18 protein-coding genes and 1 pseudogene are annotated in these 26222 nt (G+C 44.9%); 12 read left to right on the forward strand and 7 right to left on the reverse strand.

Annotated features, from left to right (window positions below):
- The first annotated feature begins 40 nt into the window (after positions 1-40).
- From cspE to ASV53_RS10620, 3 genes are all read left to right on the forward strand, one after another.
- The gene (gene cspE / locus ASV53_RS10610) at positions 41-244 is read left to right on the forward strand and encodes a transcription antiterminator/RNA stability regulator CspE (protein WP_062692113.1); all 204 of its coding nucleotides are present in this window, start codon (positions 41-43) and stop codon (positions 242-244) included.
- Positions 245-477: 233 nt separating this feature from the next.
- Entirely contained in the window at positions 478-1209 is a 732-nt protein-coding gene (locus ASV53_RS10615) for a MipA/OmpV family protein (RefSeq protein ID WP_094957069.1), read from the forward strand.
- A gap of 112 nt (positions 1210-1321) precedes the next feature.
- Entirely contained in the window at positions 1322-2248 is a 927-nt protein-coding gene (locus ASV53_RS10620; RefSeq protein WP_094957070.1) for a dienelactone hydrolase family protein, read from the forward strand.
- A gap of 162 nt (positions 2249-2410) precedes the next feature.
- On the opposite strand, the gene ASV53_RS10625 is transcribed toward ASV53_RS10620, so the two are convergent.
- Entirely contained in the window at positions 2411-3289 is an 879-nt protein-coding gene (locus tag ASV53_RS10625; protein ID WP_094957083.1) for a 6-carboxytetrahydropterin synthase, read from the reverse strand.
- A gap of 231 nt (positions 3290-3520) precedes the next feature.
- Positions 3521-3904 (reverse strand): SpoIIAA family protein, encoded by a 384-nt coding sequence (locus ASV53_RS10630; RefSeq protein WP_094957071.1) that lies wholly within the window; start codon positions 3902-3904, stop codon positions 3521-3523.
- 187 nt (positions 3905-4091) lie between these two features.
- On the opposite strand from ASV53_RS10630, the gene ASV53_RS10635 reads away from it, so the two are divergent.
- A complete protein-coding gene (locus ASV53_RS10635) occupies positions 4092-4874 on the forward strand; it encodes an AraC family transcriptional regulator (protein WP_094957072.1) in 783 nt (260 codons plus the stop codon).
- A 173-nt stretch (positions 4875-5047) separates the two neighbouring features.
- The gene (locus ASV53_RS10640; protein ID WP_094957073.1) at positions 5048-5404 is read left to right on the forward strand and encodes a YibL family ribosome-associated protein; all 357 of its coding nucleotides are present in this window, start codon (positions 5048-5050) and stop codon (positions 5402-5404) included.
- Positions 5405-5483: 79 nt separating this feature from the next.
- Here ASV53_RS10640 and ASV53_RS10645 read toward each other — a convergent pair whose 3' ends face one another.
- Positions 5484-7052, reverse strand: coding sequence for a long-chain-fatty-acid--CoA ligase (locus tag ASV53_RS10645; protein WP_094957074.1), 1569 nt, complete (start codon positions 7050-7052; stop codon positions 5484-5486).
- Positions 7053-7785: 733 nt separating this feature from the next.
- On the opposite strand from ASV53_RS10645, the gene ASV53_RS10650 reads away from it, so the two are divergent.
- Complete coding sequence (locus ASV53_RS10650; protein ID WP_094957075.1) at positions 7786-9474, forward strand: L-lactate permease; 1689 nt, start codon at positions 7786-7788, stop codon at positions 9472-9474.
- A 131-nt stretch (positions 9475-9605) separates the two neighbouring features.
- On the opposite strand, the gene ASV53_RS10655 is transcribed toward ASV53_RS10650, so the two are convergent.
- Positions 9606-10508 (reverse strand): LysR family transcriptional regulator, encoded by a 903-nt coding sequence (locus ASV53_RS10655; protein ID WP_062692647.1) that lies wholly within the window; start codon positions 10506-10508, stop codon positions 9606-9608.
- 204 nt (positions 10509-10712) lie between these two features.
- Between ASV53_RS10655 and ASV53_RS10660 the strand changes: the two genes are divergently transcribed.
- On the forward strand, positions 10713-13562 hold the full coding sequence (locus tag ASV53_RS10660) for an FAD-binding and (Fe-S)-binding domain-containing protein (RefSeq protein WP_094957076.1): 2850 nt from the start codon (positions 10713-10715) through the stop codon (positions 13560-13562).
- Between the two features lie 252 nt (positions 13563-13814).
- Here the strand turns inward: ASV53_RS10660 and ASV53_RS10665 are convergent, their stop codons facing one another.
- Positions 13815-15128, reverse strand: a complete 1314-nt coding sequence (locus tag ASV53_RS10665) for an anaerobic C4-dicarboxylate transporter family protein (RefSeq protein WP_094957084.1) — start codon at positions 15126-15128, stop codon at positions 13815-13817.
- 472 nt (positions 15129-15600) lie between these two features.
- On the opposite strand from ASV53_RS10665, the gene ASV53_RS10670 reads away from it, so the two are divergent.
- The 5 genes from ASV53_RS10670 (at position 15601) to ASV53_RS10690 (ending at position 24475) form a co-directional block, all read left to right on the forward strand.
- Positions 15601-17688, forward strand: a complete 2088-nt coding sequence (locus ASV53_RS10670) for a prolyl oligopeptidase family serine peptidase (RefSeq protein ID WP_189337860.1) — start codon at positions 15601-15603, stop codon at positions 17686-17688.
- 96 nt (positions 17689-17784) lie between these two features.
- Entirely contained in the window at positions 17785-19989 is a 2205-nt protein-coding gene (locus tag ASV53_RS10675) for a TonB-dependent hemoglobin/transferrin/lactoferrin family receptor (RefSeq protein WP_094957078.1), read from the forward strand.
- A gap of 14 nt (positions 19990-20003) precedes the next feature.
- On the forward strand, positions 20004-22403 hold the full coding sequence (locus ASV53_RS10680) for a proprotein convertase P-domain-containing protein (protein ID WP_189337861.1): 2400 nt from the start codon (positions 20004-20006) through the stop codon (positions 22401-22403).
- Between the two features lie 27 nt (positions 22404-22430).
- The gene (locus ASV53_RS10685) at positions 22431-23885 is read left to right on the forward strand and encodes an Lcl C-terminal domain-containing protein (RefSeq protein ID WP_094957080.1); all 1455 of its coding nucleotides are present in this window, start codon (positions 22431-22433) and stop codon (positions 23883-23885) included.
- A gap of 2 nt (positions 23886-23887) precedes the next feature.
- On the forward strand, positions 23888-24475 hold the full coding sequence (locus tag ASV53_RS10690) for an Lcl C-terminal domain-containing protein (protein WP_094957081.1): 588 nt from the start codon (positions 23888-23890) through the stop codon (positions 24473-24475).
- A gap of 126 nt (positions 24476-24601) precedes the next feature.
- On the opposite strand, the gene ASV53_RS10695 is transcribed toward ASV53_RS10690, so the two are convergent.
- Together ASV53_RS10695 and ASV53_RS10700 are read right to left on the reverse strand one after the other, a co-directional pair.
- Positions 24602-25486, reverse strand: a complete 885-nt coding sequence (locus ASV53_RS10695; RefSeq protein ID WP_094957082.1) for a helix-turn-helix domain-containing protein — start codon at positions 25484-25486, stop codon at positions 24602-24604.
- Positions 25479-25754 (reverse strand): annotated as a pseudogene (locus tag ASV53_RS10700) (hypothetical protein); the annotation flags it as partial. The pseudogene ASV53_RS10700 and the gene ASV53_RS10695, both read right to left, overlap by 8 nt.
- Positions 25755-26222 lie beyond the last annotated feature (468 nt).

Below are 26222 nucleotides of genomic sequence, written 5' to 3' on the forward strand. Positions count from 1 at the left end.
ATCGCATATTGCGAATTTTTTATATTAAAAGGATACACTCATGTCTACTGGCATCGTAAAATGGTTTAACGAAGAGAAAGGTTTCGGTTTCATCACTCAAGACAACGGCGGCGCTGACGTATTCGTTCACTTCCGTGCTATCGCTTCAGAGGGTTTCAAAACTCTTGCTGAAGGTCAAAAAGTTTCTTTCGAAACTGAGCAAGGCCAAAAAGGTCTTCAAGCTGCAAACGTTGTAGCTCTATAATTTAGAAGTTTAATACTTCCAAGATTATTAAAAAAATGCTGACTTCGGTCGGCATTTTTTATGCCTGTCATTCAAGTAATTTCTACTCTGTTCCCTCTTCCCTCATACAAATCAGCACTCATACAGCTTGTATCACTAAAGCAACACAACACAGTTTTTTCTAAAAAAATGCAAAATAGTGCAATAAACTCAGCCTAAGCCATTTCTACTCCTGTAAATAAAGGAGAAGTATTATGAATAAAACGGTTTCATTGTGGCGTTGCACTCTTTCCACAATCTTCGTGTTTTCAGCCGACATCAATGCGCAGGAGAGGTTTAAAGACTTTACCTTTATTGGTGCGGGTGCTGCCGTTGAAGAGTCGGTATTTGCTAATGACGGTGCTAAACCTGGCGCGGCCCTGTACCTTTTTCATCACAGCCAATATGGCTTCATTGATGGTAGCCTCGCGAACTTTGCTATTCCCCCTTGGTTTGGTATCTCTGGTAACGTCCGCCTTTCTCAAGTATCGAATGACTTTACAGATCTGCCCGATGGCATCAATGATCGCGACAGCAGTGGTGAACTAGGCGTGACAATTGGTACCTTGGGTGCACGCCTAACCTTTCTCCATGATGTGACCGACAAACATAATGGCTATGAGCTTCAACTGCACTTAGGGCGAGCTTTCGATACACCCATTAATAACTTGGTATTATCACCCTATTTTGAAGTCGATTATCGAGATCGTAAACTGTCAGAGCACCTCTACAGTATCTCGCCAAACGAGTCGAGTGCATCAGGATTGGCACAATTCGATGCCAAAGCCTCTTGGGTCTACAAAACGGGGGTCATAGGTTTATATGACTTTTCTGACAAATTCTTAGGGATATCTAAGCTAGAACTTGAGCATCATGACAGCGATAGCCCTTTAGTACAGAACAACCTTGGCTGGAAATTTAGTGTTGGGGCGGCATACAAATTCTAATCTTGACCGATTATCACCCTATCAAGGGTGATTTATTCATACCTGTTTATCTTGCTCGCACTAACCCTAGGATTTGTAGCTATGCTTTATTAAAATCAGCTGGGGATTCGAGATGAACGCACAAGATAAACACATCAAACACGATGCCGCCTCGCAACCGCTTCAGCCTATCCCGCAAGAAGCGTTCGATTGGTACGATGAATATGCCCATGGCTTAATCGATCGTCGGGAGTTTCTTGCACGGCTATCGGGGTTAGCTATCGTCGGGATGAACCTGACTTTACTCACCAATGCATTACTCCCTGAGTATGCACAAGCCGAGCAAATCTCGTTTAATGACCCAGATATTCTAGCCAGCTATGAAACCTTTGACTCACCTAACGGGCACGGTGAGGGCCGAGGTTATCTTGTCACACCGAACCCTTTACCAAGTCATGCCCCTGTGGTGCTAGTGATCCATGAAAACCGCGGTCTCAACCCCTATATCAAAGATGTTGCTCGACGCGCAGCAAAAAGAGGCTTTATCACGTTTGCACCCGATGCCTTATACCCACTAGGCGGCTACCCTGGCAATGATGATAAAGGCAGAGAAATGCAAAAAAGCCTCGACCAAGCCAAAATAGAACAAGATTTTATCGCAGCGGCACAGCACCTAAAAAAGCATGCTAACAGCAACGGGCAATTAGGTGCTGTTGGTTTTTGCTTTGGGGGCTATGTGGTCAATATGCTTGCAGCAACATTGGGTGAGGAGCTGGATGCGGGCGTGCCTTTTTATGGTACACCACCAGAGAAAACACTTCGCCAGCAAATTAAAGCGCCACTGCAATTTCACTTTGCGAGCTTAGACAAACGCGTGAATGCCACATGGCCTGACTACGAAAAAGACTTAGATAACATGCAGGCGAAATATCACGCCTACCTTTACCAAAAGGTTAATCATGGCTTTCACAATGATTCAACTGCACGCTATGCAGAAGCCGAAGCCGAGCGCGCATGGCAACGAACTGTGGATTTTTTTGATGCTCATTTACGTACATGACTATTACTGAGCCATCACATTGCCTCAGTTAAACGCAGAAAATTAATCAGCACATAAAATTGACCTACTACGCCGGATAAAAAAATGCCCACCACGAACGTGATGGGCATTTTTAAAAAGAAGTTCTTCTAACAGTAACTTATGTTTTACACATTTTTGGGGTTATAACGAGGCCATTGCACCTTTGCCTACGCCTTCGTAAGCCACAACATCCAGTATGTCATCGCCTTTCAAGGTAGGTTTCACTTGTTGCGCAATATAACCCGCAAGTAATTCTACGGTTGTGTCCGTATCCAATATTTCCGTTTCAGTGCGTGCAATCGCAAGTTCAAATTCGCCTTGAGGTGCTGTGTAACGGAAACCGTAGTGCGTTTCATCCGAAACTGATTGAGCATGTTGGCTTAATGTAAGGTCGTTCACGTTAGCTTGGTCTTCCGCTGAACCAAGGTAAATATCTTGCCAACGTTGCGCCCATTGCTGTTCACGTTCAGCATCACGCTTGCCATTAACCAATAATTCAATTGGCGAACGGTGGCCATGAGCAATACGCTGGCAGTTGCCATCATGCTTTTTCAAGCCATGTGTATAGTGGTAAAAAGCACCATCAATATTTTCATGGCGTAAGGTAATTTCGAGTCCTTGCACGTTGGTTGGCAACTGATCTTTTAGCACATGATAAACATGCTCTGTCACGGTTTGCACTGTGATGGCATCGGTGTCTACCAAGCAGTACGCTTCATCTGGGCAATGCAGGTGGATCCCTTTTTCGCCACGTAGAATATCAAGCGTTGAGTACCCATCTTTTGTTGTAGCAAGGTGAACCGCAGGATCGCGCATTGGCACTAACAAACGGTGATCAACATATTCATCCACTAAGTGTTTGATTTGTTTTTTCACTCGGCTGAAATCTAACACCATGCTCATTTCATTTAGCTCGCCAGACATCACCACATCCAGAATCCAGCTTTCTCCAACCATACCGCGTGTTGCACAAAGGTACGAGGCGTCGATAACGGTAAGATCTTTAACGAATAGCTTCAAACTGAAGTCCTTATTGATAATGGTTGTCGTTTTGCTAAGAGCAGGCATTATACGCGCCAAATACAGTGAGTAAACCTTGTAAACATTGTGAAGTTCGTCATTCGCTTAACGAGAGGACTATCATGAGTTGAATGATGGTTAATTCGGCTATTTATGCAGCTTATATAACTCATCACATACAAAGGTAAAGCACTAATGATAACCTCTCGACTTCAAAACGTCTCACTCCCGCTATACACCTCCTCTTAGCCAGGCTAGGGCATCGAGCGGATCATCAAAATAGCGAACCTCACCAGCCACAAACCAGCCTCCCACTTTCGCCATGATCTCTTGCCAATGCTGATTGCCGTAAATAGCAATACGGTGGAACTTCTTACCGTGTTTCAGCCCCAGCCGTAAGTCGTCCCACGCAGCTTGGAGCTCCCAGCCTTCAAACTCAGTTCCATCGAAATAAGCATCGACGATAGGTTTTTCCACTTCAGCCAAGGCTTCATCCAAAATAGGGACTATTTTTTCATAATCGGCATGGGTCAGTGTGCCTGTAGCTTTTAACTCAATAAAAAACGAATCGTCTTTACGTTCAATATCCATTGCTAAACCATGAACAACCGCCATAGCAACCTCCTTCGTGTTAGCAATAGTTTTTTTCTCTACCTGAGTGTAGCGGCTTTCTCAGCACCTGAAAAAATGGCAAGATCCTCGTTCAAAAAACACTCAGTGCCCTTCATCACTGTATCAACCAGCAAAATGTCCCGTTACAATCATAAAAACAAGAAACATAAAAATAAGGACACCCACGTTCATGGCATTTATTACTGGTGAGGTTCCCTTTAATCCAGATACACTTCCAGCCAAGGTCGTGGGGATCGCCGCTGATGTTGGTCAACACGATTCGGGTCTCCACCAACACCAAATGGCCCAGCTGCTGTTTGCACCAAAAGGCTGTATGACCATTTCGCTAGAAGATCAGCAAAGTGTATTACCACCAACACGCGCCGCATGGATCCCGCCAGGGATCAATCACCGCGCCATCATGCGTAATGTAGTGTCTTACCGTTCGATCTATTTTTCTCCCAGCCTTTATGCCGATCTTAACCAGATCGCTGCATTAGATCGCATTCAGATCCTCAGCGTAAATAGTTTACTCAGTGCATTGATCGAACGAATGGCTTTTTGGTCATGGGACATGCCAAGCCAGGAGCAATCCACCTTACTGGCGCTATTTTGGCAAGAACTCCAACTTGCCAAGCCAGAGCTCCTTTCCTTACCGCTACCCAAAGATCAACGCCTAAGCACTTGGTGGCAACAACTTGAAGTCGGCCATACACCGCCGCCGCCATTAAACATAATGGCAAAAAACATCGGTGCGAGTGAGAAAACCATCAGCCGTATTTTTAGCCGAGATACTGGGATGCCCTATCAGCAATGGCGACAACAATGGCGTTTACTCGCCGCGATCGAGTTTTTAGCTGAAGGAAAGTCGGTATCAGCCACCGCCTTCTTGTTAGATTTTTCAAGCGATAGCGCTTTTATTAGCTTTTTCCGCCAGCATATCGGAGAAACACCTAACCAATTCATGCGTTGAGCCTCAATTGGTTTCACAATAAGCCCCCATTGCTACAAGCATGACTATAAATATGTGATTTATTTAGCAGCATGTTTGTTCTAGCTGTTATACTTTGCGCAATAACACACAACAGCCATGGTCTTCGCACCAACTGTTGGGCTGTATCGCTATGTACACCTAAAGGTAACAAGATGAATTTAAAGCAAGAACTTCAAGATTTAAATAACCGACTAGACAAGTGCCGCAACAAGCTAGCGGCAGCAAAAAGTCGTAACGATCAGCCAATCGTGAATCAATTTAAGAATGAAGTTGCTAAGCTTGAGAAACAACGTGATAGCATCAAAGGCACGCAATCACGTCAAGCAAATGACAAAGGTAACGACATTAAATCAATGTCATTTAACCGTGCACTGACGAAAGCAGAGCAAGCGGATATGGGTAAACTAAAGAAATCTGTTAAAGGTTTAATTGTCGTTCACCCTATGACTGCAATTGGTCGTGAAATGAAAATTAAAGAAGTTACTGGTTTCGCACACAAACCATTCTAATCTTCTTTAACGCACCATTAAAAACGCGGTTCATCTTAAGATGAATCGCGTTTTTTGTTATCGACTCTATTGAAAATGATCAGGCTGAAGCTTGTTCCTGACTGTGTTGTTGCTCAACAACTTCAGCTTTTAGATCTTTTTTCAGTATTTTACCTGTTGCGCTCATCGGTAACCGCTGGCGGACTTCAACGCTACGTGGGTATTTAAACGCTGCAAACTGCTCTTTACCCCATTCATACAATGCTGTCTCTTCTGCATCTGCACCTTCTTTTAGCACCACGTAAGCTTTAATTTCTTCCCCGTATTCGGCATTAGGGATACCAATCACTGCGACCATCGCCACCGCAGGGTGGGTCATGAACACTTCTTCAATTTCACGTGGGTAGACGTTAAAACCACCTCGAATAATCAGATCTTTAACCCGATCAACAATGTACATATTGCCGTTGTCATCAAAGCGCCCAATATCCCCGGTATAAAACCAGCCATCACGCATCGCTTCTTTAGTCGCTTCTGGACGGTTCAAATACCCTTTCATCACATTGTGACCGCGAATAATAACTTCCCCGTCTTCACCAACAGGTACGGACTGGCCACTAATATCGACCAAACGCACTTCCACACCTTGAATAGGTTGGCCAACAGATCCCGGAATACGCGGTTGATCTAGGTGATTAAAACAAGCAACAGGACTGGTTTCTGATAGCCCATACCCTTCTAAAATAGGGACATTAAAGCGATTTTCAAAAGTATGAATCACTTCTTTTGGCAATGAAGCCCCCCCACTAATTGCGATGCGCAAGCTAGATGTATCATCATCACTTTGGCAATGGTTTAAGCCGATGTACATAGTTGGGACGCCCGCAAATGCAGTCACTTTATGTTTGGCAATCAATGACAAGACAAGACTAGGTTCAAAACGAGGCACAAGCACCATGCTTGCCCCCATCAATACCGAGGCATTCATCTGTACTGTTTGACCAAAAGTATGGAACAAAGGCAAGGTCACTAACTGAACATCATCACCTTGGCATCCCATCAGTGTTTGCGCCACCAAGGCATTACATACCATGTTGCTTTGGCTTAATTCAGCCCCTTTCGGCAACCCTGTGGTACCTGAGGTATAAAGGATAACGCACGTATCCCCTTCTAAACGCGGCACATAATCAGCAAGCGGCGCTTGCTTGGCAATAAAGCTGCTGAGTGTCGGTATACCGTTATAGACCAGCTGGCTTTGATCAGCCGTCATCACCACCATATCTTCACATTCCGCAACTTGATTAAAGGCGGCAATGCCTTCTTGCGCCATAGGGAGATCAGGCGTGCCTTCAAAGCAAAAGAAATATTTCGCTTGCGAATCTTCGAGGTGGTATTTAATTTCACGCTGGCGTAATAACACGTTGAACGGTACCACCACACCACCCGCTTTCTGAATACCGTAATACACAATAGGAAAGAAAGGTAAGTTGGGGCAGCTCAAAGCAACACGATCGCCCGCTTGCAATCCCTTCGCTACTAAACCACTGGCCACCTGGCCCGCTAGCGCATCAAACTGGGCGTAGGTTAATTGGGTGTCACCACAGATAATGGCCGTTTTATTCGGTTTACATTGCGCATTTCGTTGTAGGGCAGCAGCAAGACTCATCATAGCGTTACACCTTCATCCTTGATTATGATCCTAAGCAGTTAAACGCTCGTTTAATACTTACGTTTAATCTGTTGTTCAATAGATAGTCAGCCCCCGATATAAAGTCAACGTGCACCTTAATGATTGTTAATTATTTGTGATCGAAGGGCGCTGATTTATATATCTCATCGCTATCTATTATCCCAGCAACTCGCCTAGACAAGCTCAATCCTGCTAGTAATTAAATTACAAATAAGCCACTTAAAATCATTGTTCCCTGAAAATCGTGGTTAAATTACATCAAAAAATCAACCCATTAGCGTTGAACTAACAGTCAATGACCAATTGACTACGCCCACAGTGTCAAATTCACTTACTTTATTAATGGATATATCGAAAATCACTGTTTCCAGCCATCGCATAATCACGACACAGTAATATCCATTAATCACTTGTTACACCCTTGTTTTATATGGCTTCATAAGCCTGATCATATTTTAAAATATTCATTAACATTATACCTTACCGTGAATGTGGCTATTGCTCGGAAAAAAAGAGGCATAGCCATATGTTTTTTCGGCCGTAGAATGTCTTCCCCACAAAAAACAGCTAACAGAAAATTACTTTTCGACATACAGCCTGTAACCCAAACAACAAAATTATAAATAAGGCCGCAACACCAAGGCATTTACCTCATCGACTATTACCTAATCGGCTAGGTAGTTTGCAGGCCGAACACATGGAGTGGAAAAACATGACGTCCCTATTTTTATCCGTTATGCCCATTGTTATCCTGATTTGGATGATGACAAAGAAGAACGGCTTACCTTCGCACATCGCCTTGCCGATCACCGCTTTAATGGTCGGTTTGCTGCAATTGTTTTATTTCAATACTGATTTCACCTTAATTAGCGCCAACATCATTGCTGGTATCCTCTCTGCAATCACCCCTATTTCTATTGTTGCTGGCGCAATTTTATTAAACAGAATGATTTATCTTTCTGGATCTGAAGACATTATCCGTCGCTGGTTAGAAGGAATAAGTAAAAACCAAGTCGCACAGTTGATGATTATTGGCTGGGCGTTCGCTTTTATGATTGAAGGCGCGTCGGGTTTCGGTACCCCAGCTGCGATTGCCGCCCCCATTCTTGTTGGCTTGGGCTTCAATCCATTAAAAGTTGCGATGCTCGCGCTAGTGATGAACTCAGTACCCGTCTCATTTGGTGCCGTAGGTACACCAACCTGGTTTGGCTTCTCTAACCTTGGGTTAGACGATGCGACCTTGCTTGAAACAGGAAAAATTACCGCCCTCATTCACTTTGTCGCCGCTTTCATCATTCCACCAATGGCACTGCGCTTTATTGTAAGTTGGAGTGAAATTCGTAAGAACTACCTGTTCGTGCTGATCAGTACCTTGTCATGTACCGTGCCTTATTTCTTACTGGCGCAGTGGAACTATGAATTCCCAGCCTTAGTGGGTGGGGCAATCGGTCTTGTCGCATCGGTTCTTGTGGCACGCTTTGGTTTAGGATTAGCTACCGAGCAACAAACGGTAACGAAAACAGCCGTGGCAGGTGAAGCTGCAACCTTGGGTGAAAATGTAGCGATGAACATGGCTTCATCTACGCAAAACTCGGTGAAATCAGGATCGTCTAAGAAAGACCAGCCAGTAGAGAGTGTGTCATCGGCACAAATATTTAAAGCGATGACACCAACCATTTTATTGATTGTGATTTTAATCGTGACACGTATTAAGCAATTTGGCATCAAGTCACTGCTCACCGATGGCACAGAGTTATTTACGGTTTCATTCGGCCCATTGGGCGATTTCAGCCTCAGCAAGGCATTAATTATTAAGCTCAGCCATATTCTTGGTACGGATGTCACTTGGGCGTATAAAACGCTTTATGTCCCTGCGCTGATCCCTTTCTTGCTGGTGGTACTCATTTCGATTCCGTTATTCAAACTGCAAGGCAGCATCGTTAAGCAGATGTTTTCTGAAACCGCGAGCCGTATCAAGATGCCATTTATCGCCTTGGTTGGTGCGCTTATCATGGTGAAACTGATGATGACGGGAGGCGAAAACTCGCCAATCATGACAACGGGCCAAGCCTTCTCTGATTTAATGGGAACAAGCTGGCAATATGTTGCAGCATACCTTGGCGCCTTGGGGGCATTTTTCTCAGGATCTGCGACTGTATCTAACCTCACCTTTGGGGCGATTCAGCAGACAATTGCAATGAATGTTGGGCTGCCTCAAACAACTATTTTGGCGCTGCAATCTGTCGGGGGAGCAATGGGTAATATGGTGTGTATCAACAATATTATTGCCGTTTCAACCATCTTGGGCATAGCTAACAAAGAAGGCTACATCATTAAACGTACCGTCATTCCGATGATTGCTTACGGTATTGTGGCTGCCATTATGAGTACCGTGGTTTAACTGACAGGCTTAACGCCTTAGCGATAAGGCGCCATACAATTAAGCCAGCCTAATAAAAAGCGAAACGGCCTGATTCAATATCAGATTATCCATTTCGCTTTTTGTCTATTTTCTTACCAGAGTTCGTCGAACTAAAACTTCTCGACGTGCTTTTGATAACACTGATACAAGTGCTCAATAAACAATTTCACCTTGATAGGCTGGTGGCGCGTGTATGGGTAAACCGCATAAATCCCCAAGCACTTAGCCACTTGTTCCTGCAATACTTCGATCAAAGTGCCTGCTTTTAAATCTTCCGCCACCAGCACTTTAGGGACATACACTAAACCTTGGCCAAACAAGGCTGCGCGACGTAAAGCAGACGCATTATTGGTGGTAAAGTTGCCATTCACCCTAACGGTACAAGGCTTGTTATCGCCTTTAAACAACCACTCTTGCGCACCTGTTTCTTGGTAGCTATACGCGAGACAATTATGTTGCGTTAACTCAGACGGTATTTTCGGTACACCGCAGCGAGCAAAATAATCAGGTGCGCCACAAATCACCCAGTGGGCGTCCACTAACCGCCGTGCAATAAAACTCGAATCAGGCAATGCTCCCGTACGGATCGCTAAATCAAATCCTTCTGCCACAATATCAACAAAGCGATTGTCCAAATCCATATCGATATGAATCTCAGGATATTTGGCACTAAACTCTGCAATGGCCTTTGGCAATAACAACTCCCCTGAAATGGTCGGCACGCTAATCCGAATCGTCCCAGTTAAGCTTTCACCTAAACCACTCATGGCTTGCTCGGCATTCTGTACCGAATGATACACCTCTCTCGCATGGCTGAAAAAAACCTCTCCCGCTTCGGTTAATGTCAGCTTGCGGGTGGTTCGATAAATCAGTTGCACACCAAGGTCTTGCTCTAATCGAGTGATCCTTTTACTGACGACAGACTTGGTAAGTCCAACAAGATCAGCCGCTTTGCTAAACGAGCCTTGCTCAATTAAATGGAAAAAAATCAGGAAATCATCTGTGCTTCGCATCATTAGTACACTTTTTGCAACAAACTTATGTATTGCTGGCAGTATATCAACCAAAGGAATGCTATTAAAATGTTAAATATGATAGTAAGTCGATCTTTTGCTAAACAAGAAGCCTAAAAAGGCCAAGCAGAGCTATTTATACTTAATCCCACCAGCATTTCCTGTCAGTACGTTGAGGCAGTTAAGGCCATGGAGCAATAGAGCATGCAACATCCCTACACAACACTCATAGAACAATTAAAAGATACCGTTGACGCACAGCGGATAATTACTGATCCTACCCTGACTTTGGCATACGGTACCGATGCCAGTTTTTATCGCTTAGTGCCAAAAATAATTTTGCAGCTAGACTCACTCGATGAAGTCGTTACAGCGCTCAAAGCCTGCTATGCACTCACTATTCCTGTCACCTTTCGCGCAGCGGGTACCAGTCTATCTGGCCAAGCATTATCTGATTCAGTCTTAATTACGCTGACCAATAACTGGCGTAACTATAAAATCAGTGAAGATGCCCACCAAATCACTTTGCAGCCGGGCATTATTGGAGCGGAAGCTAACAAACTGCTCGCGCCACATGGTCGTAAAATCGGGCCTGATCCCGCTTCTATCAATACCTGTAAAATTGGCGGTATTGCAGCAAATAACGCATCAGGTATGTGTTGTGGTACGGCCCAAAACAGCTATAAAACCTTAGCTGGCATGACAGTAGTGTTAGCCGACGGTACGGTTCTAGACACGCTAAACGAAAATAGCCGCCATGCATTCCAACACTCTCATGCTGAATTACTTAACGATTTGGCTGAACTGGCCACAGTTTGCCAAGAAGATGAAGAACTGGCCGATAAAATTCGCCACAAATACCGCTTAAAGAACACCACAGGCTATAGCCTTAACTCGTTAACCGATTACAGCGATCCGATTGATATTCTTCAGCACCTTTTTATCGGTTCGGAAGGCACGCTCGGCTTCATTGCTGACATCACCTACAACACTGTAATTGACCACGCTCACAAGGCGTCTGGCCTGTATGTTTTCAAGGATATTGAAACCACCTGTCGTGCAGTCAGCGAACTTGGCAAAACCACCGCAGCGGCTGTTGAACTGATGGATAGCCGCGCATTAGCATCGGTTGCCAATGAACCGGGGATGCCTGATTTCATCGCCCAGCTCGGGCAAGAAGGCAATACCGAAGCTGCCGCACTATTGGTTGAAATCCACGCCAAAGATAGCGCTGATTTAGCCCAGCAGGATGCTGAAATTACCGCGCTGATTAACCAATTTGCTCCAATCCACCAAGTGGCATTCAGTACCGATACCACGGTATGTGCGCAGCTTTGGGCTATTCGTAAAGGCTTGTTCCCCGCTGTCGGTGCGGTGCGTGAAACAGGCACCACGGTGATCATCGAAGATGTTGCCTTTCCGATTGAACAACTTGCACCCGCGGTGCGTGAACTCCAAGAGCTATTCACCCGTTATCACTACCACGAAGCGATCATTTTTGGCCATGCCTTAGCGGGTAACTTACACTTTGTATTTACGCAGGCATTCGATAGCCAAGAAGAAATTCAGCGCTACAGCGATTTTATGGATGCCGTTGCCCAATTGGTTGCCGTGGATTACCAAGGTTCACTAAAAGCCGAGCACGGTACTGGCCGTAACATGGCACCCTATGTTGAATTAGAGTGGGGCCAAGCAGGCTTTGCACTGATGCAACGTATTAAGCAGATTTTCGATGTGACGGGTATTTTAAACCCAGGGGTGATCATTAATGATGATCACCAAGCCCACGTCAAAGACCTCAAAGCCATGCCCGCAGCAGATACCTTGATCGACAAATGCATTGAATGTGGCTTTTGTGAACCCGTTTGTCCGTCGCGCAACCTGTCTTTGACGCCACGCCAGCGTAATACCGTGTTCCGTGAAATTAGCCGTTTACGACGCACCGAAGAAGACCCCGCTCGATTAGCCGACATGGAAAAAACCTTTCAATACCAAGGTGTCGATACGTGTGCGGCGACAGGGCTTTGTGCCGATCGTTGTCCTGTTGGCATCAACACGGGTGACCTGATGCGCAAACTGCGCCAGCAGCACTCGCCAATGGCGAATTCCATTGCGCGTTGGACTGCCGAGCATTTCTCTGCCATTACCAAAACAACCAAGGTGAGCTTGGGTATGGTTAATGGTGTCCACTCTGTGATTGGCACCAAGGGCATGAAAGCGATTAGCAAAACGGCCTATAAATTAAGTGGGGAAAAGCTGCCATTATGGACAGAGCACATGCCACGTTCAGCAGGGAAAATGAAAGCACCGACCATCTTTGCGATTGGCAAAGAGAAGGTGGTCTATTTCCCTAGCTGTGCCTCACGTAACATGGGCACCGAAAAAAATGCAGCGGATTCACGCCCACTAGCAGAAGTGACCATTTCATTGCTAGAAAAAGCAGGTTACGAGGTCATATTACCCAATAAACTCGATAACTTGTGCTGTGGTATGCCGTATAAGAGCAAAGGCTTTGTCGACACAGCGGCCAATAAAGCGCAAGAGCTAGAAAACAGTTTATGGCAGATATCTGAACAAGGTAAATTTCCGGTGTTAATGGACACCAGCCCGTGCGCCAGCCTGAGTAAAGAAACCATGCGCCAAGGCATTACCATTCTAGAACCATTTAAGTTTGTGGCGGATTTTGTGCTGCCGAAGCTCGACATCACCCCCCAAGATGAACCCGTCATGCTGCATATCACCTGTACTTCACGCCGTAGTGGCTTAGCCGGTGTGATGCAAAAGGTGACAGAAGCTTGTGCCAAACAAGTGATTATCCCAGAAGATATTCTGTGTTGTGGCTTTGCCGGTGATAAAGGCTTTACCACGCCAGAGCTCAATGCCTCTGCCCTTGCACCGTTGAAAGCCCAAGTGCCAAGTAACTGCAATGAAGGCTATTCAAACAGCCGTACCTGTGAGATAGGCTTATCGGAGCACAGTGGCATTGAATACCGTTCGATATTGTATTTAGTGGATAAGGTGAGCCAAGCGCCTGCAGTTAGCCAAACAGATTAAAATTTAACTCTGACTACGTAAGCAAGCATCCGCAACAAACCAAAACGCTCAGAAAGGCTGGCAGCCACTGAGCGTTTTTTATTTACAGTGTAAAGAGCGACTAAGCTTCTCTTGACCGTTAACAGAACTACACAGATGGTGGATACGCAATAAAACCTTGGTGGTGACGCATTATTGTTTCTGCCTCTTGTAATAAAAAGCCCCGCAAAGGCGGGGCTGATTTGTATATATTGCCTGTGTATTGGTGAAGGCTTACAACACGATACCAGCAAAGATGAAGCCAAAGATAATGCTGAATACCATACTCAGCAAGCCTGGGATCATAAAGCTGTGGTTGAAAATATACTTACCAATGTTAGTGGTACCTGTACGGTCAAAGTCGATTGACGCGATAATTGGACCATAGTTTGGAATAAAGAAGTAACCGTTAACCGCAACAAACGTCGCGATAATTACTGCTGGTGGCAGACCTAATGCAATCGCAACAGGTACCAATACCGCCGTGGTTGCGCCTTGGCTGTTTACCATCACAGATAAGCCAAATAGTGCAAACGCAAATGTCCATGGTGCTACTTCTACCAAGCCTGATACGGCTTCTTTTACCATGTCGCCGTGACCACCAATTAAGGTGTCACCTAACCATGCGATACCAAAAATAGCAACGATCGCACGCATACCCGCATGGAACACAGATCCTTGGGTAATTGCGTAGCCATCAGGTTTACAGATTAAAATAATAAGCGCAGCAATTGATAGCATCACGATTTCAATCGTATGCGCCATACCCATGACATGGCCATCAAAGCTTGGGCGTAATGAAGGGAAGGCACCCATGATAACTACAGCCAAAGAACCGAACAAGAATAGCGATACCGCGCGCGTTGCTTCTGGTTTGATTTCAAGCTCTTCAACTTTCACTTCCTGTTCCATTTCAGCACGGAATGCAGGATCTTGTAAGCGACGTTGATATTCTGGATCGTCTTTAAGCTCTTTACCCAGTTTATTTACAATCACACACGCAGCGGCTAAACCAAGGAATGTCGCAGGAATAGTCACCATCAATACATTGGCAAGAGTGATGCCTTGTGGTTCAAGGAAAGCAACTAATGCAACAACTGCTGCCGCAATTGGGCTGGCAACAATCGCAAATTGTGATGCGATCACCGCCATGCCTAGTGGACGCTCTGGGCGAATACCACTACGACGGCTTACTTCTGCAATTACCGGTAATACCGAGTAAGCCACGTGGCCTGTACCTGCCATCATGGTGAAAACATAAGTCACTAATGGCGCAATGAAAGTAATTTGGCGAGGGTTTTTACGTAAAATGTTTGAAGCGATTTTGATTAAGTAATCTAAACCGCCTGCTGCTTGCATAGATGCCGCCGCTGCCACTACCGCCATGATCATTAACATCACGTCAATCGGTGGGCTTGTTGGCTGCATGCCAAACACAAAGCTCAGTATTGCCAGACCGACACCACCCATGACACCAAGACCGATCCCCCCGATGCGAGCACCGATCAAAATACAGCCAAGTACAATTAAAAATTCAACTAAAAACACATCAATCTCCCTGATGATAAAATTTAAACCAGTACAAAATTCTGCGGGCATCATACTGATTTCATCACAGCGACAATTTAGTATTCATCACACAAATAGTTATTCAACCATGCTTTCTGCATGGTTATTGAGCACTATCAAATTAAGTGCATTAAAATTCATTGAATACATACATTTGTGTGCTTCAACAGCTGAAATACAGAGTCATATATCACCCAAAAGGAAGGGATTTGGTTGAAAACACCACATAAATCATAAAAACACACAAATTAATAGAAATGATAATTGATCTCATTTCTATTTGGATGCATTATGCCTCACTTCTTCCGTAGCTGTTTTCTGCTACATCCAAAATGCAAGAAGATGAACAATGAAGCGTAGTGCCCTATATTTTCTTATTTCGAGTTTTTCTGTATCCGCCTTTTCAACACCAGAAACAGCATATCATCCTGAATCCAACTCGAATAAAATAATGTCGACACAACAAAGATCCGCTTTATTCCCTCACTCTACAGATACATTTTCATGGCTGAGAGATGACTCTCGTCAATCGAAAAAAGTGCGACAGTACCTCAATGAACACAATCAACAAGCAGCTCTTTTCTTAACAAAGACAACGACACTTCAGCAACAATTATTGAAAGAGTGGCAAGACAACGCCCCGAAAAAAGCAGAAAAACCCTGGCTTATTCGTGGTGATGTGAAATATCGGTTTGAAACTCGTAAAGATGAACGCGTATTAATCGAGCAGCCGATCACACCAAACGTAGCAGAAGCGCAAGAGCGAGTCATATTCAACCTGACTCAACGCGCGGCAATGTCAGATTACTACTCTCTAGGCAGCTGGTCACTTAGCCCGAATAAACGCTTTATTGCTGTGACGGAAGATATCCGTGGTGATCGTAATTACGCTGTCACTGTGATTGATACCCATACTCAAAAAACTTACTCACTGATCCAAAATGTAAGCACTGAACTGATCTGGGGAAATGATAACGATACCCTCTATGTAATAGCGAATGAAGCAGGCACCTACCGTCCCTATCAGCTCGTTAAAACACAATTATCCGCACCGCAAAAAACAGACGTTTTACTCGAAGAAACAGATCCTGCGTGGTTACTCTCAAGCTACAAAACAGGCAATGAAAAATATGCCATTGTTCAAAGTAATAATCACAATACTAGCCAACAACAGCTACTAGATACACATACAGGTAAGTTACAGGCCAGCTTACAAGTACGCTCTTCGGGTAACGAGTACTACAGTGATATCCAAGGCCAACAAATCATCAGCCTGAGTAATCATCAAGGACATTTTGGCTTATACCACGGAAAGATAGGATCCAACATTCAATCGCTTGAACCTTTGTTCATTCCTGATCCACAGACAGAAATAAAAAATTGGTACGTCTTTGAGGCAGGTATTGCACTTGTTCTTACCCAGCAAGGCAAAGACACCTTGTTGGTAATCAATGACCATGGCGACGAAACATTCCGCCGCCCGTTATCTTCAGAAGGCAAAGTGGCTTGGCTATCAAATAATGGCGACGCAGCCAGTAACCTTGTTCGTATCCGTTCAATGTCAATGACAACCCCGCCAACCTGGTCGGAGTTTAATATTGCCACAGGCAAAGAACGCCTACTGTCGCAGGATAGCTACCCGACGATTGAGCCGAGCGATTACACCTCGACCCAAATTACGGTGAGTGCCAATGGTGTTAATGTACCTGTCTCACTGGCATATCGAAACGATAAAATCAGCCCTGATAGCCCTGTATTTCTTTATGGCTATGGCGCGTATGGCACGCCAATGAAACCTTACTTTATGCCGCAGGTGATTAGCTTACTGGATCAAGGGGCTATTTATGCCATTTCACACGTTCGCGGTGGTGGGTACTTGGGTGATGCTTGGTATCAAGCAGGAAAAGGGATAAATAAGCCCAATAGTATTAAAGACTTCCTTGCAACTGCTGAAGTGATGCAGCGCTATGTGCCAAGCCGTGATTCTTTGTCTTCTTCATCTCACGGTGCTTCGCCAACAAAATCACAGTCAACAGTTAAGCGTGACATTTTGGCGATAGGAGGCAGTGCTGGTGGCACGCTGGTCGCAGCCGCAATCAATGCTCAGCCCACACTTTTCCGTGGTGCTGTATTACAAGCCCCGTTTGTTGATGTGATTAATACCATGGCAGATCCATCGCTTCCGCTTACCCAGCAAGAATACCAAGAGTGGGGGAATCCAGCGAAAGCCGATGATCGTAAAGTAATGGAAACATACAGCCCATACGACAATATTCGTGCGCAAGCCTACCCACCAATATTAGTGCGAATTGGCTTACATGACAGCCAAGTACCTTATTGGGAAGGTGCTAAGTTTGTAGCCAAGTTACAGCAGCAAAGCACGGTAAATAACCCCTATTTGCTTACGACAGATTTTAATGCTGGTCATCAAAAAAATCGCCGCACGGCACAAGCTGCCCAAGCGATGGAATACGCATTCTTGCTTGATCTTAACAAGCGGCAAGCATCATCACCTGTGGTTACAACGACAAATAAATAATACCGCATGGATAGCCATATAGCGCCAATGACTATCCATGCAGTCTTAGCCGATCATTACATTAATAACATCTACGCCTAGTTAGAGAATAACAACATGAAACTACACCCTATCGCCTTCGCTGTACTTAGCGGATTGGCTTCGCACGCCTACGCTTCAGATTTAGCCACAAACTCAGTGGCAGACACGCCTGTAAATACGACTGAAAATAGCAATTCAGCAAATACCACTCAGATGGAAACCATCATTGTTACAGCGACCAAAATCGAGCAGCCGCTATCAAAAACCAGCGGTTCGGTATCTGTTATTACCAGTGATCAAATCAAACGAGCAGGTGCAACTGAGCTGTATGATGCGCTGAATCATGAACCCGGTGTCAGCGTAACAGGCGGCGCAGGACGTCCACAAAATATTACCATTCGTGGTATGACTGGCAATCGTATCGCCATTATCAAAAATGGCGTCAAAGTCGGTGATGGTTATGGGGCGGCGGACTTAAATGATGTGACAGGCCGTAACAGTTTTGACCTCTCTAACGTTAAGCAAATCGAAGTCATTAAAGGCGCGGGATCATCACTCTATGGATCTGGCGCTATTGGCGGTGTAGTGGTTGTAACAACGAAACAACCGGGCGATTATTTAGGCACCAAAGACAGTCATTATGAAGCAAGCGCAAGCTATGCTGGAATCAGTGACAAGCAAAAACTAAGTACGACAATTGCACAGCGTTTTGGCGATCACGAAAGTTTACTGCTGCTATCTGGCTGGCAAGGCGGCGAAACACATAACTATAACCGCGACCTTTATGATCGTGAACTTGAAGGCTATAGCACTGAATTTACCCATAACTACTTTTTAAACGATCTCGTGATGCTTAAAGGCACCGTCTCTTACTACAAAGAGACAATGGAACGTAACGATGGCATGGCACCGGTACAAGAGGATGGGCGCTGGAAAGCTAAGCAATACTACGAAAACGGACAAACCACCAGCTTTGACGCACAAGTAGGTACAGAGATCGACAGCCTTGATAACAGCTTATTTGATCGTGCTGATATTAAAGCTTACTACCGAGAAAAAACCAGTGACACTTATAAAGATGTCTTTATGCAACGTGAACATCAAAGCATTACCGAGAAGCGTCGCCAAGTTGAACAACGCCTCTACAAAGATAGCTTAATTGGTTTATCGGCTGATCAAACCAAAGCTTTCCAACTGTCTGATAATACCGAGCACCAAGTCGCTTGGGGGGTACAGTTTGAACAAAATAAATATCAGCGCCCAATCAACAAAAACATCTATGACTGGCGTGGGACGACAGGCTTAACTAAAGATTCTTTTGCTGATGCCACCATGCTAACTGCTGCGGTATTCATTCGCGATCAAATTAAATGGCAAGAGTGGACTATCACCCCTGGTGTTCGCTACGACCGCCAGCAACTGAGTCCTACAGGTGACGCCAATATCGGTGGCATACAGATCAATGAAAATAACAGCAGCGAAATATCCCCTAGTCTTTCTGTGGCTTATCAATTTACGCCAGCACTAAACAGCTACCTGAGTTATTCACACGGTTTTAGAGCACCCGCGTACGACAAAACCTATGGTTATGTACCGCATCTGTTTAACCCGTTGAAGCCTTTTATCATCATTCCAAACTCGGAGCTTAAACAAGAAACAAGCGACAACTTCGAGCTAGGCAGCAAATACGATGACGGTCGATTCTCTCTGTATGCTGCTGTGTTCTACTCCAAATTCAAAAACTTTATTGAACAGAAAATGATTGGTCAGGCTGCGGATAAAACGCACTGGCAATTCCAATACCAAAACCTCGAAGGGGTGAAAACCTACGGTTTTGAGCTCTCGTCAGCTTACCAATTAACAGATGCATTCAAGCTATCGGGCAAGCTAGGTCTGGTCGATGGTAAAGACGGTAATGGTGAGCCAATTCGTACCTTGACCCCATTAGAGGGCAACATCCAGCTTGATTATACCGTAGAGAAAATTACCGCTTTCTCTCGACTAAATTTCGCTGCTGCCATGCCAATGGATCGTACCCCAAAATGTTACAACAACGTCGAGATGGAAATTCCATGTGCGACGACCGACAACTGGGCAACGCTGGATCTCGGCGCGAGCTACCAAGTCAGTGACAACTTCACCCTATACGCTACTGTAATCAATGCATTCAACAATGAATACATTCGCTATCAAGATGTTGCAGGTATTGGTGAAAATTCAAAGTCTTACTCTACCGAGCCTGGACGTTATTTCAACATCAACGCTAATTATCAATTCTAAGGATGGATGCCCTGATGAAAGCGCCTCGACTGAACAAAACGACACTATGCTTATTCACCCTGTTGGCTGCTAGCCAGCAGGGTGTTGCCGCTGAACTGATCTACCCAGCCAATGACGCTATTGTTAACAATAGCGTTCAGGCTAAACAATTCTTGCTTAATTATTTTCAAGATAAGCCCGAAACCGTGATCAGCGATATATCAGCTCGCTATCAGCGCACCAGCTTAATGGCAACACACTACAATTTTGATGTTATCGATAATCAAGGTAAAAACTGCCATAAAACCTTGGTACTGACCGTAGATAAAGATCAAAAAGTCCAACGTGTTTACGCACAGCTTGAAGCTCTCTCAGGCCAGTGTGATGGCACGATTGAAAAGACGCGTACCAATTTTGATATCACTCAACCCGTTATTCCTGCACACGCTCAAACGGTGCAAGTGGCAACCCAAGTCTACAATCCCGATCCACGTACGATGAACCAGTCACCGATCCCAACAGATGGTGATTTTGAGCATTACACCTTACCGACGAACTATCAGAAAGTGACCATGTCGGTACTGTGTAGCACTGCGGCTAACCCCCAATGTGTATTGGCCAACGACAAGGTTGTTGCTATCGACATCGTGAATTTACCCGAAGGGATAACAGATAAGGCTGAACAGCAACCACAGCAAGGTCACCTAAGCTTTGCGCCAGACGCGCTCACCAATATTGATGTCACACAAACATCAACGACCGATAAATCAGCAGTGAATAACTACTTCTATGATGTGATGGCGTTCTACCATATTGATCACTCACTACGCTACGTGGAAGGGCTTGGCTTTAACCATCTATTCAACCAAACGGTTCAATTTGATGCACAAGGTTCGAATGAGAATAACTCTAAGTATTTAAGCGATATAAACTTACTCTCGTTTGGCATGGGAGGCTCACCCGACAGCCTAGATGCTGATGTGACCTTGCATGAATTCGGTCACACCATCAATAACTTTGCCGTCCCTGACTGGGCATATGGAGACACCAGTGGGATTGGCGAAGGTTTTGGCGATTACTGGGCAGGCATGTCAACTTACCGTACTCAATATCAGCAAGGTACAAGCTTTGAACTAGATACCGTATTCAACTTTGATGGTCATTTTGGCGGCAAAAGTGGCGGTACTCGTTCTCTCAATGACAAAGCGGCTCGCTACTACCCATCAGCTGAATACCAAGCACATATTTCCGTTAATGGCTCCTTGTCTGATCAACTATGGTCAACACCGCTCTTCCAATCCCTGAAAGAAGCGGTTGCAACCTACAACGCCGATGCGTTCGACGCGATGAACCGCATTATTATCGAAGGCCTCTACGGTTTAGGGCGTGGCACTAAAATGCATCATGCGGCGCAAAGTATTTTAGATGCGGCGCAAAGCCTCTATCCAAATCATGAATACGGTGCAATTTTACGTCGTCATTTCAATCATCATAATTTGCTGCCAACCGAGCTGATCCTTGCCCCAGCACCGCAATTTATTGATACGACGCTAGCAGCAACAGCAAATACCGCCACCAGCAATGGGCTCGTTAGCGCTGTCATCTATAACCCAACCACACGTGATATGGCACTGAGTGGGCGACTGACTGTATCGGGCCAATCAGGCGCGCAAGATCTGGCTTCAATCGACAAACCATCAAGCCTGAAAGCAGGACAAAGCCAAACCGTTAACTTCCCCCTTTACGCTCAATCACAGTGTGGTCAGCGTATTGACTTAACACTTGATGCTTCCTTCAGCTTTGACAAAAAGCAACGGATGCAACAAGCCAGTTTTGACCAAGGTTTCGTGTTTGGCTTGCCAAATTTTGCCGAAGCACCTAAGACCCTAAACCAAGCTGTGATTGATGCAAAAAAAAGCACAAGTCCACTGCAGCCTATGCGTAAAGGGCTTACCTATGCCACTTACTTTAACACGGGCGATCAAGAGTCTGTCGGCAATGATTTTGCCGTCATTACCCATATTTCTCACCCTGATCACCGTGAATTGAAAGTGACACTCATCGCGCCAGATGGCCAACAAGTGATTTTGCACGATCACCAAGCCTACTACCAAAACAACAAACAAACCGTGTATCGCTTGGCCGATCATCCACAACTCAAACCACTGCTGGGCGGTCGGATGACAGGCGCATGGCGACTAGAAATTAGTGATATCGCCGTCGGTAATAGCGGCCAACTGATCGAATTTGGCGTCACGCATATCCAAAACTATCAGTGTAAAGCTTCACCAAGTAAACCAGATCCAAAGCCACAGCCTAAACCGAATAACAATAGTGGCGGAGGGGGCAGTGCCCTTTGGTTAACCCTACTTGCAATGCTGCAGTTGGGATACACCAAAGCAAAATCAGCTAAACGTCGTTCATTTAAGCGTTAATTCAATTTTTATAGAGAAACTATCATCATGAAAAAAACCTTACTCACGCTTACCATAGCTACGCTACTTGCTGGCTGTAATGGTGGCTCAGATAATAAAATCAGCAATACGACGGGTCCGGATTCAAAGCTGAATTACACACTGAGTGGCGAGGTACAGTCCAATTATCTCGCGCAAGATATCACGGTATGTGTCGATTTAACCAAAGACTGGGTCTGTAATCCAAGCGAGCCCAAAACAACAGCCAAAAGCGGTCTGTTTAACATCTCCAGCATGAACAAAGACATTTTGCATTCACGTATTCTTGCTGTCTCTACCCTGAATGCGGCAGATAACCAAAGTAAAGCCTATACCAACAACCCTGTGGTATTAGCAGCGCCACCGCAGCAAAAAGAAAGTGGTCACATTATTAACGGTATCAGCACCTTGATCAGCGCGAATATGGGCCATGGATTCAACCCTCATGAAGCTGCACGCGATGTGAAAGCCAAGTTAGAAAAAATCGGTGTTACCACTAACAATGATTTACTGGCAAACCTAGGAGAGCCCCGTTTAGCAACCATAGATAAAAACATCCAGTTACTGTCTGCTAGTACCAAAGCTGAACAACGTAGCCGTGTGATCGCAACACTTGCTCGAGATCTTCCACAACAAAAAGATTTTATTACAGCCGAGAGCCTCACCGAGCAAATACTCGCAGACAAAGTGAATCAACTGGAACAGAAAAGCATGCCGCGCTTAGTGGGCAATGATACTGGCGTAATACAATTTTTTGATGGTGCAGTACTGACAGATACCCCAGCCGCTGGCTTCCCATTACAAGATGCCAATATTGGCTTTGATGCCACAGACAAAAACATCCACTCAGGTACTGGTTTTATCTTTACTAAATTAGATGCAAAAGGCCAAGCGCTACCGGTTGATGCAACGGAATGGAGCTGTGTCCGCGATGAGCGAACCCAGCTAACTTGGGAAGTAAAATCCAACGATCCTAAGTCACCACGCTGGAAGAAAAACGAGTTTGCACTGCAAATTAAAGGCGGCGCTCAACCTCACAGTGAAGACATAAAATACGCCCAGCAAACCAACAAGTCAGGTATTAATACCACAGAGCAATACCAAGATATGGTCAACAAAGACCAACTTTGTGGCATCAACACATGGCGTTTACCGACACTCAATGAACAATTTGATTTACTCGATTTTGGCTCAACCGCAAAAGATGCTGATGGCAAGCTTCTCGGCCTCAATACGCGCTACTTCCCCAATGTTGAAGTGGGCTATGAAGGCTGGGGATGGTACTGGTCATCTAGCTTCATGTACGCCCCTTATCAACCTCAAGATATGCATGTGTACAACTATTTGGATCTAGTCGGCGATAGCTTAGGCGACTCAGGCGTTCAAAACCTGTGCAAACAAACAAATGCAGAGTGTGATTACCCAACAAAAATGAACGTACGTATGGTTAGCCAAGGAAAATAACAATGAAAAAGACAGTAACCAAAAAAACAATTAACCACGCCCTCATCACTGCACTCTTGGCATTAACGGCATCAAGCGCAATTGCTGCAACTCAAGAGTGTGATATCAACTTAACTAAATCGGCGCCCGATGTTCGCTTTAAAGACAACCAAGATGGCACAGTTACCGATTTACGTACCGATTTAGTATGGAATCGCTGTACCCTAGGCCAAACATGGAACAAAACCAATAATATTTGCGATGGCAAACCCACAGGGATGTACTGGCAAGCTGCGCTACAGCGAACGGAGATTATTAATCATGATAAATCCGATCCACTGCACCACTTCGGTGGCCGTCAAGAGTGGCGCCTACCGAATATTAAAGAGCTTCAGTCACTGCGTGAATCCAGTTGTATTTCACCTGCGCTAAATAAGCGCTTTTTTCCGCTTAATTTTGATTTCTTGTCAGTCGAAAGTACCGCATGGAGCGCAACACCCGCGCGAGCATCAACGGGGCATGTCTTTGTTATGGGGCTCGCTGACGGCCTAACCTCAAACTTCGGTTCAACCGACTATAAGCTTGGCGTGATCTTAGTGAGCGATAAATAGATAATTAATGGGGTTGCTATAACCTCAGTTTTATTGTCGGTTCTAATCCTCAGATTGATTTGAACCGACTCTATAGTAGCTAAGAAAGTCGCATCAGGAAAAGCGGCAATACTCACACCAAATACCTTAAGAGTATTCAACCCCTCCGTAAATATCTATGGTCAAATCACGCACCTTCGCATACTCCCCCGGCGTCTTTCCAATCGTGTTTTTTAGATAACGGATCAAATGCGGTTGATCGCTAAAGCCAAATTCTTGTGCTACCTCAGCCCAATCAATATCAGTTTCACCACGGAGATATAAAGACTCAAGTAGCAAATCAAGGCGATTCATCGACTGGCACTGTTTTAATGTCAGCCCCGTTACTCGGGTAAAACTGCGCTCTAGCGTACGTTGAGAACAATGCAATAACGTCCCTAATTTCGAAATGAGCGTATTAGGCAATAACGGTAACGCTTTCCGCGTCAGTAGGCTGTGCTTGTCTGAAGACGCTTGATGCAACCAAGGCTGTAACACGGCTTCTAGCGTATCGCAGCAGTTTTCAGGCGAGGTTTGTGCAAGCTGTAATAGCGTTCGCGATATATCCTGCCGCTCTAGGTCAAGTACTTGATTACAATTATCACCGTGCTCCTGATGAGCCGAGTCAAAGAATGCAGTGACATCAAGCTTAACGACCTGCTCAAGTACCGCCTGATGTGGCGTCATATCCAACGAATACAAAGCCCCAGTGTGAAACTTAACCCCTAAAATGATAAATGCATCCGTATGATCAATTTCAAACGTCTGACAATGAGGAAATAACCAGTGGCTCCCCTGCCCCTCGAAAGAAGCAGAGTCGCTCTGGTACAGATACCCCTGCTCAGCAGGCGCGATGATCAAATGCGCCGTCGGATCAGGCGTCAATTTTGGAAAAGGATGACCATCATCATGCGGTTTTTTTTCAATGCACCAATAGCATTCAACATGCTGCGCGACCAGTGAACTTTTTGGGGGGTATTTCCAATTAATCATATTGCTGATGACTCGATAGGCTTGATGGCTCTAATTTTTTGATGGGTGGAAAAAAAATCACCTCACCTTTGGCGGTAAGAATCGAAATATTGCTCGGACTACCGTCTTCCGCTAACCGCAACTCTCCAATAGCACTGCGATTGACTAAGCGATCGTGTCCATGAGTATCTGGATCACGCTTAAAGATCTTAAGCCATTTACGCTTTGTTAACCAGTTTAGTGGTGAGCTTGGATTGTATAGCAGATAGCAGACGATCAATAGCATCGCAGACACACTGTAACCAGCTTATGGAGGTCAGGAACGGCGCTTACCAAATATCAAATAACTACAATCCTTACGTGAATATTACTGTGCATCCTCAATGTTAAACAACGTTTCTTCCCAGTAAAGTTAATTTCAAACTATTACAGAGTACCGCATGGAGCTCTACGGCCTCTCACGCGAATAGAACCCTTATTATAGGCCAGGGTTGCCACATTTTGACATAACCGCCTATGAAATTAGAATGTTATTGGTTTGCGATAAATAACCACAGCTAATACAACCAAGGTTAATATTTTAAATATCAATACCATAATGAACGTTCATCTTTTTATTATTTGATCGTTCGTTAATATATGACGCAATAAGACATCCCATAAGGATGCACCTGACCAACCAGCAATAAAATACCATTCAAAATAACTAAAAAAAAACCACTTTTTAATGTATTCTCTCTGACTAATAAGAAGGGAA

The sequence above is a fragment of the Photobacterium sanguinicancri genome (assembly GCF_002265265.1).
Taxonomy (GTDB): domain Bacteria; phylum Pseudomonadota; class Gammaproteobacteria; order Enterobacterales; family Vibrionaceae; genus Photobacterium; species Photobacterium sanguinicancri.

What these genes read in the sequence shown, in the direction of transcription:
- ASV53_RS10620 (WP_094957070.1), top strand. Translation starts at nt 1,322, where the DNA reads ATGAACGCACAAGATAAACACATCAAACACGATGCCGCCTCGCAACCG.
- ASV53_RS10635 (WP_094957072.1), top strand. Translation starts at nt 4,092, where the DNA reads ATGGCATTTATTACTGGTGAGGTTCCCTTTAATCCAGATACACTTCCA.
- ASV53_RS10645 (WP_094957074.1), bottom strand. Translation starts at nt 7,052, where the DNA reads ATGATGAGTCTTGCTGCTGCCCTACAACGAAATGCGCAATGTAAACCG.
- ASV53_RS10695 (WP_094957082.1), bottom strand. Translation starts at nt 25,486, where the DNA reads ATGATTAATTGGAAATACCCCCCAAAAAGTTCACTGGTCGCGCAGCAT.
- cspE (WP_062692113.1), top strand. Translation starts at nt 41, where the DNA reads ATGTCTACTGGCATCGTAAAATGGTTTAACGAAGAGAAAGGTTTCGGT.
- ASV53_RS10655 (WP_062692647.1), bottom strand. Translation starts at nt 10,508, where the DNA reads ATGCGAAGCACAGATGATTTCCTGATTTTTTTCCATTTAATTGAGCAA.
- ASV53_RS10670 (WP_189337860.1), top strand. Translation starts at nt 15,601, where the DNA reads ATGTCGACACAACAAAGATCCGCTTTATTCCCTCACTCTACAGATACA.
- ASV53_RS10660 (WP_094957076.1), top strand. Translation starts at nt 10,713, where the DNA reads ATGCAACATCCCTACACAACACTCATAGAACAATTAAAAGATACCGTT.
- ASV53_RS10640 (WP_094957073.1), top strand. Translation starts at nt 5,048, where the DNA reads ATGAATTTAAAGCAAGAACTTCAAGATTTAAATAACCGACTAGACAAG.
- ASV53_RS10685 (WP_094957080.1), top strand. Translation starts at nt 22,431, where the DNA reads ATGAAAAAAACCTTACTCACGCTTACCATAGCTACGCTACTTGCTGGC.
- ASV53_RS10650 (WP_094957075.1), top strand. Translation starts at nt 7,786, where the DNA reads ATGACGTCCCTATTTTTATCCGTTATGCCCATTGTTATCCTGATTTGG.
- ASV53_RS10690 (WP_094957081.1), top strand. Translation starts at nt 23,888, where the DNA reads ATGAAAAAGACAGTAACCAAAAAAACAATTAACCACGCCCTCATCACT.
- ASV53_RS10615 (WP_094957069.1), top strand. Translation starts at nt 478, where the DNA reads ATGAATAAAACGGTTTCATTGTGGCGTTGCACTCTTTCCACAATCTTC.
- ASV53_RS10675 (WP_094957078.1), top strand. Translation starts at nt 17,785, where the DNA reads ATGAAACTACACCCTATCGCCTTCGCTGTACTTAGCGGATTGGCTTCG.
- ASV53_RS10680 (WP_189337861.1), top strand. Translation starts at nt 20,004, where the DNA reads ATGAAAGCGCCTCGACTGAACAAAACGACACTATGCTTATTCACCCTG.
- ASV53_RS10630 (WP_094957071.1), bottom strand. Translation starts at nt 3,904, where the DNA reads ATGGCGGTTGTTCATGGTTTAGCAATGGATATTGAACGTAAAGACGAT.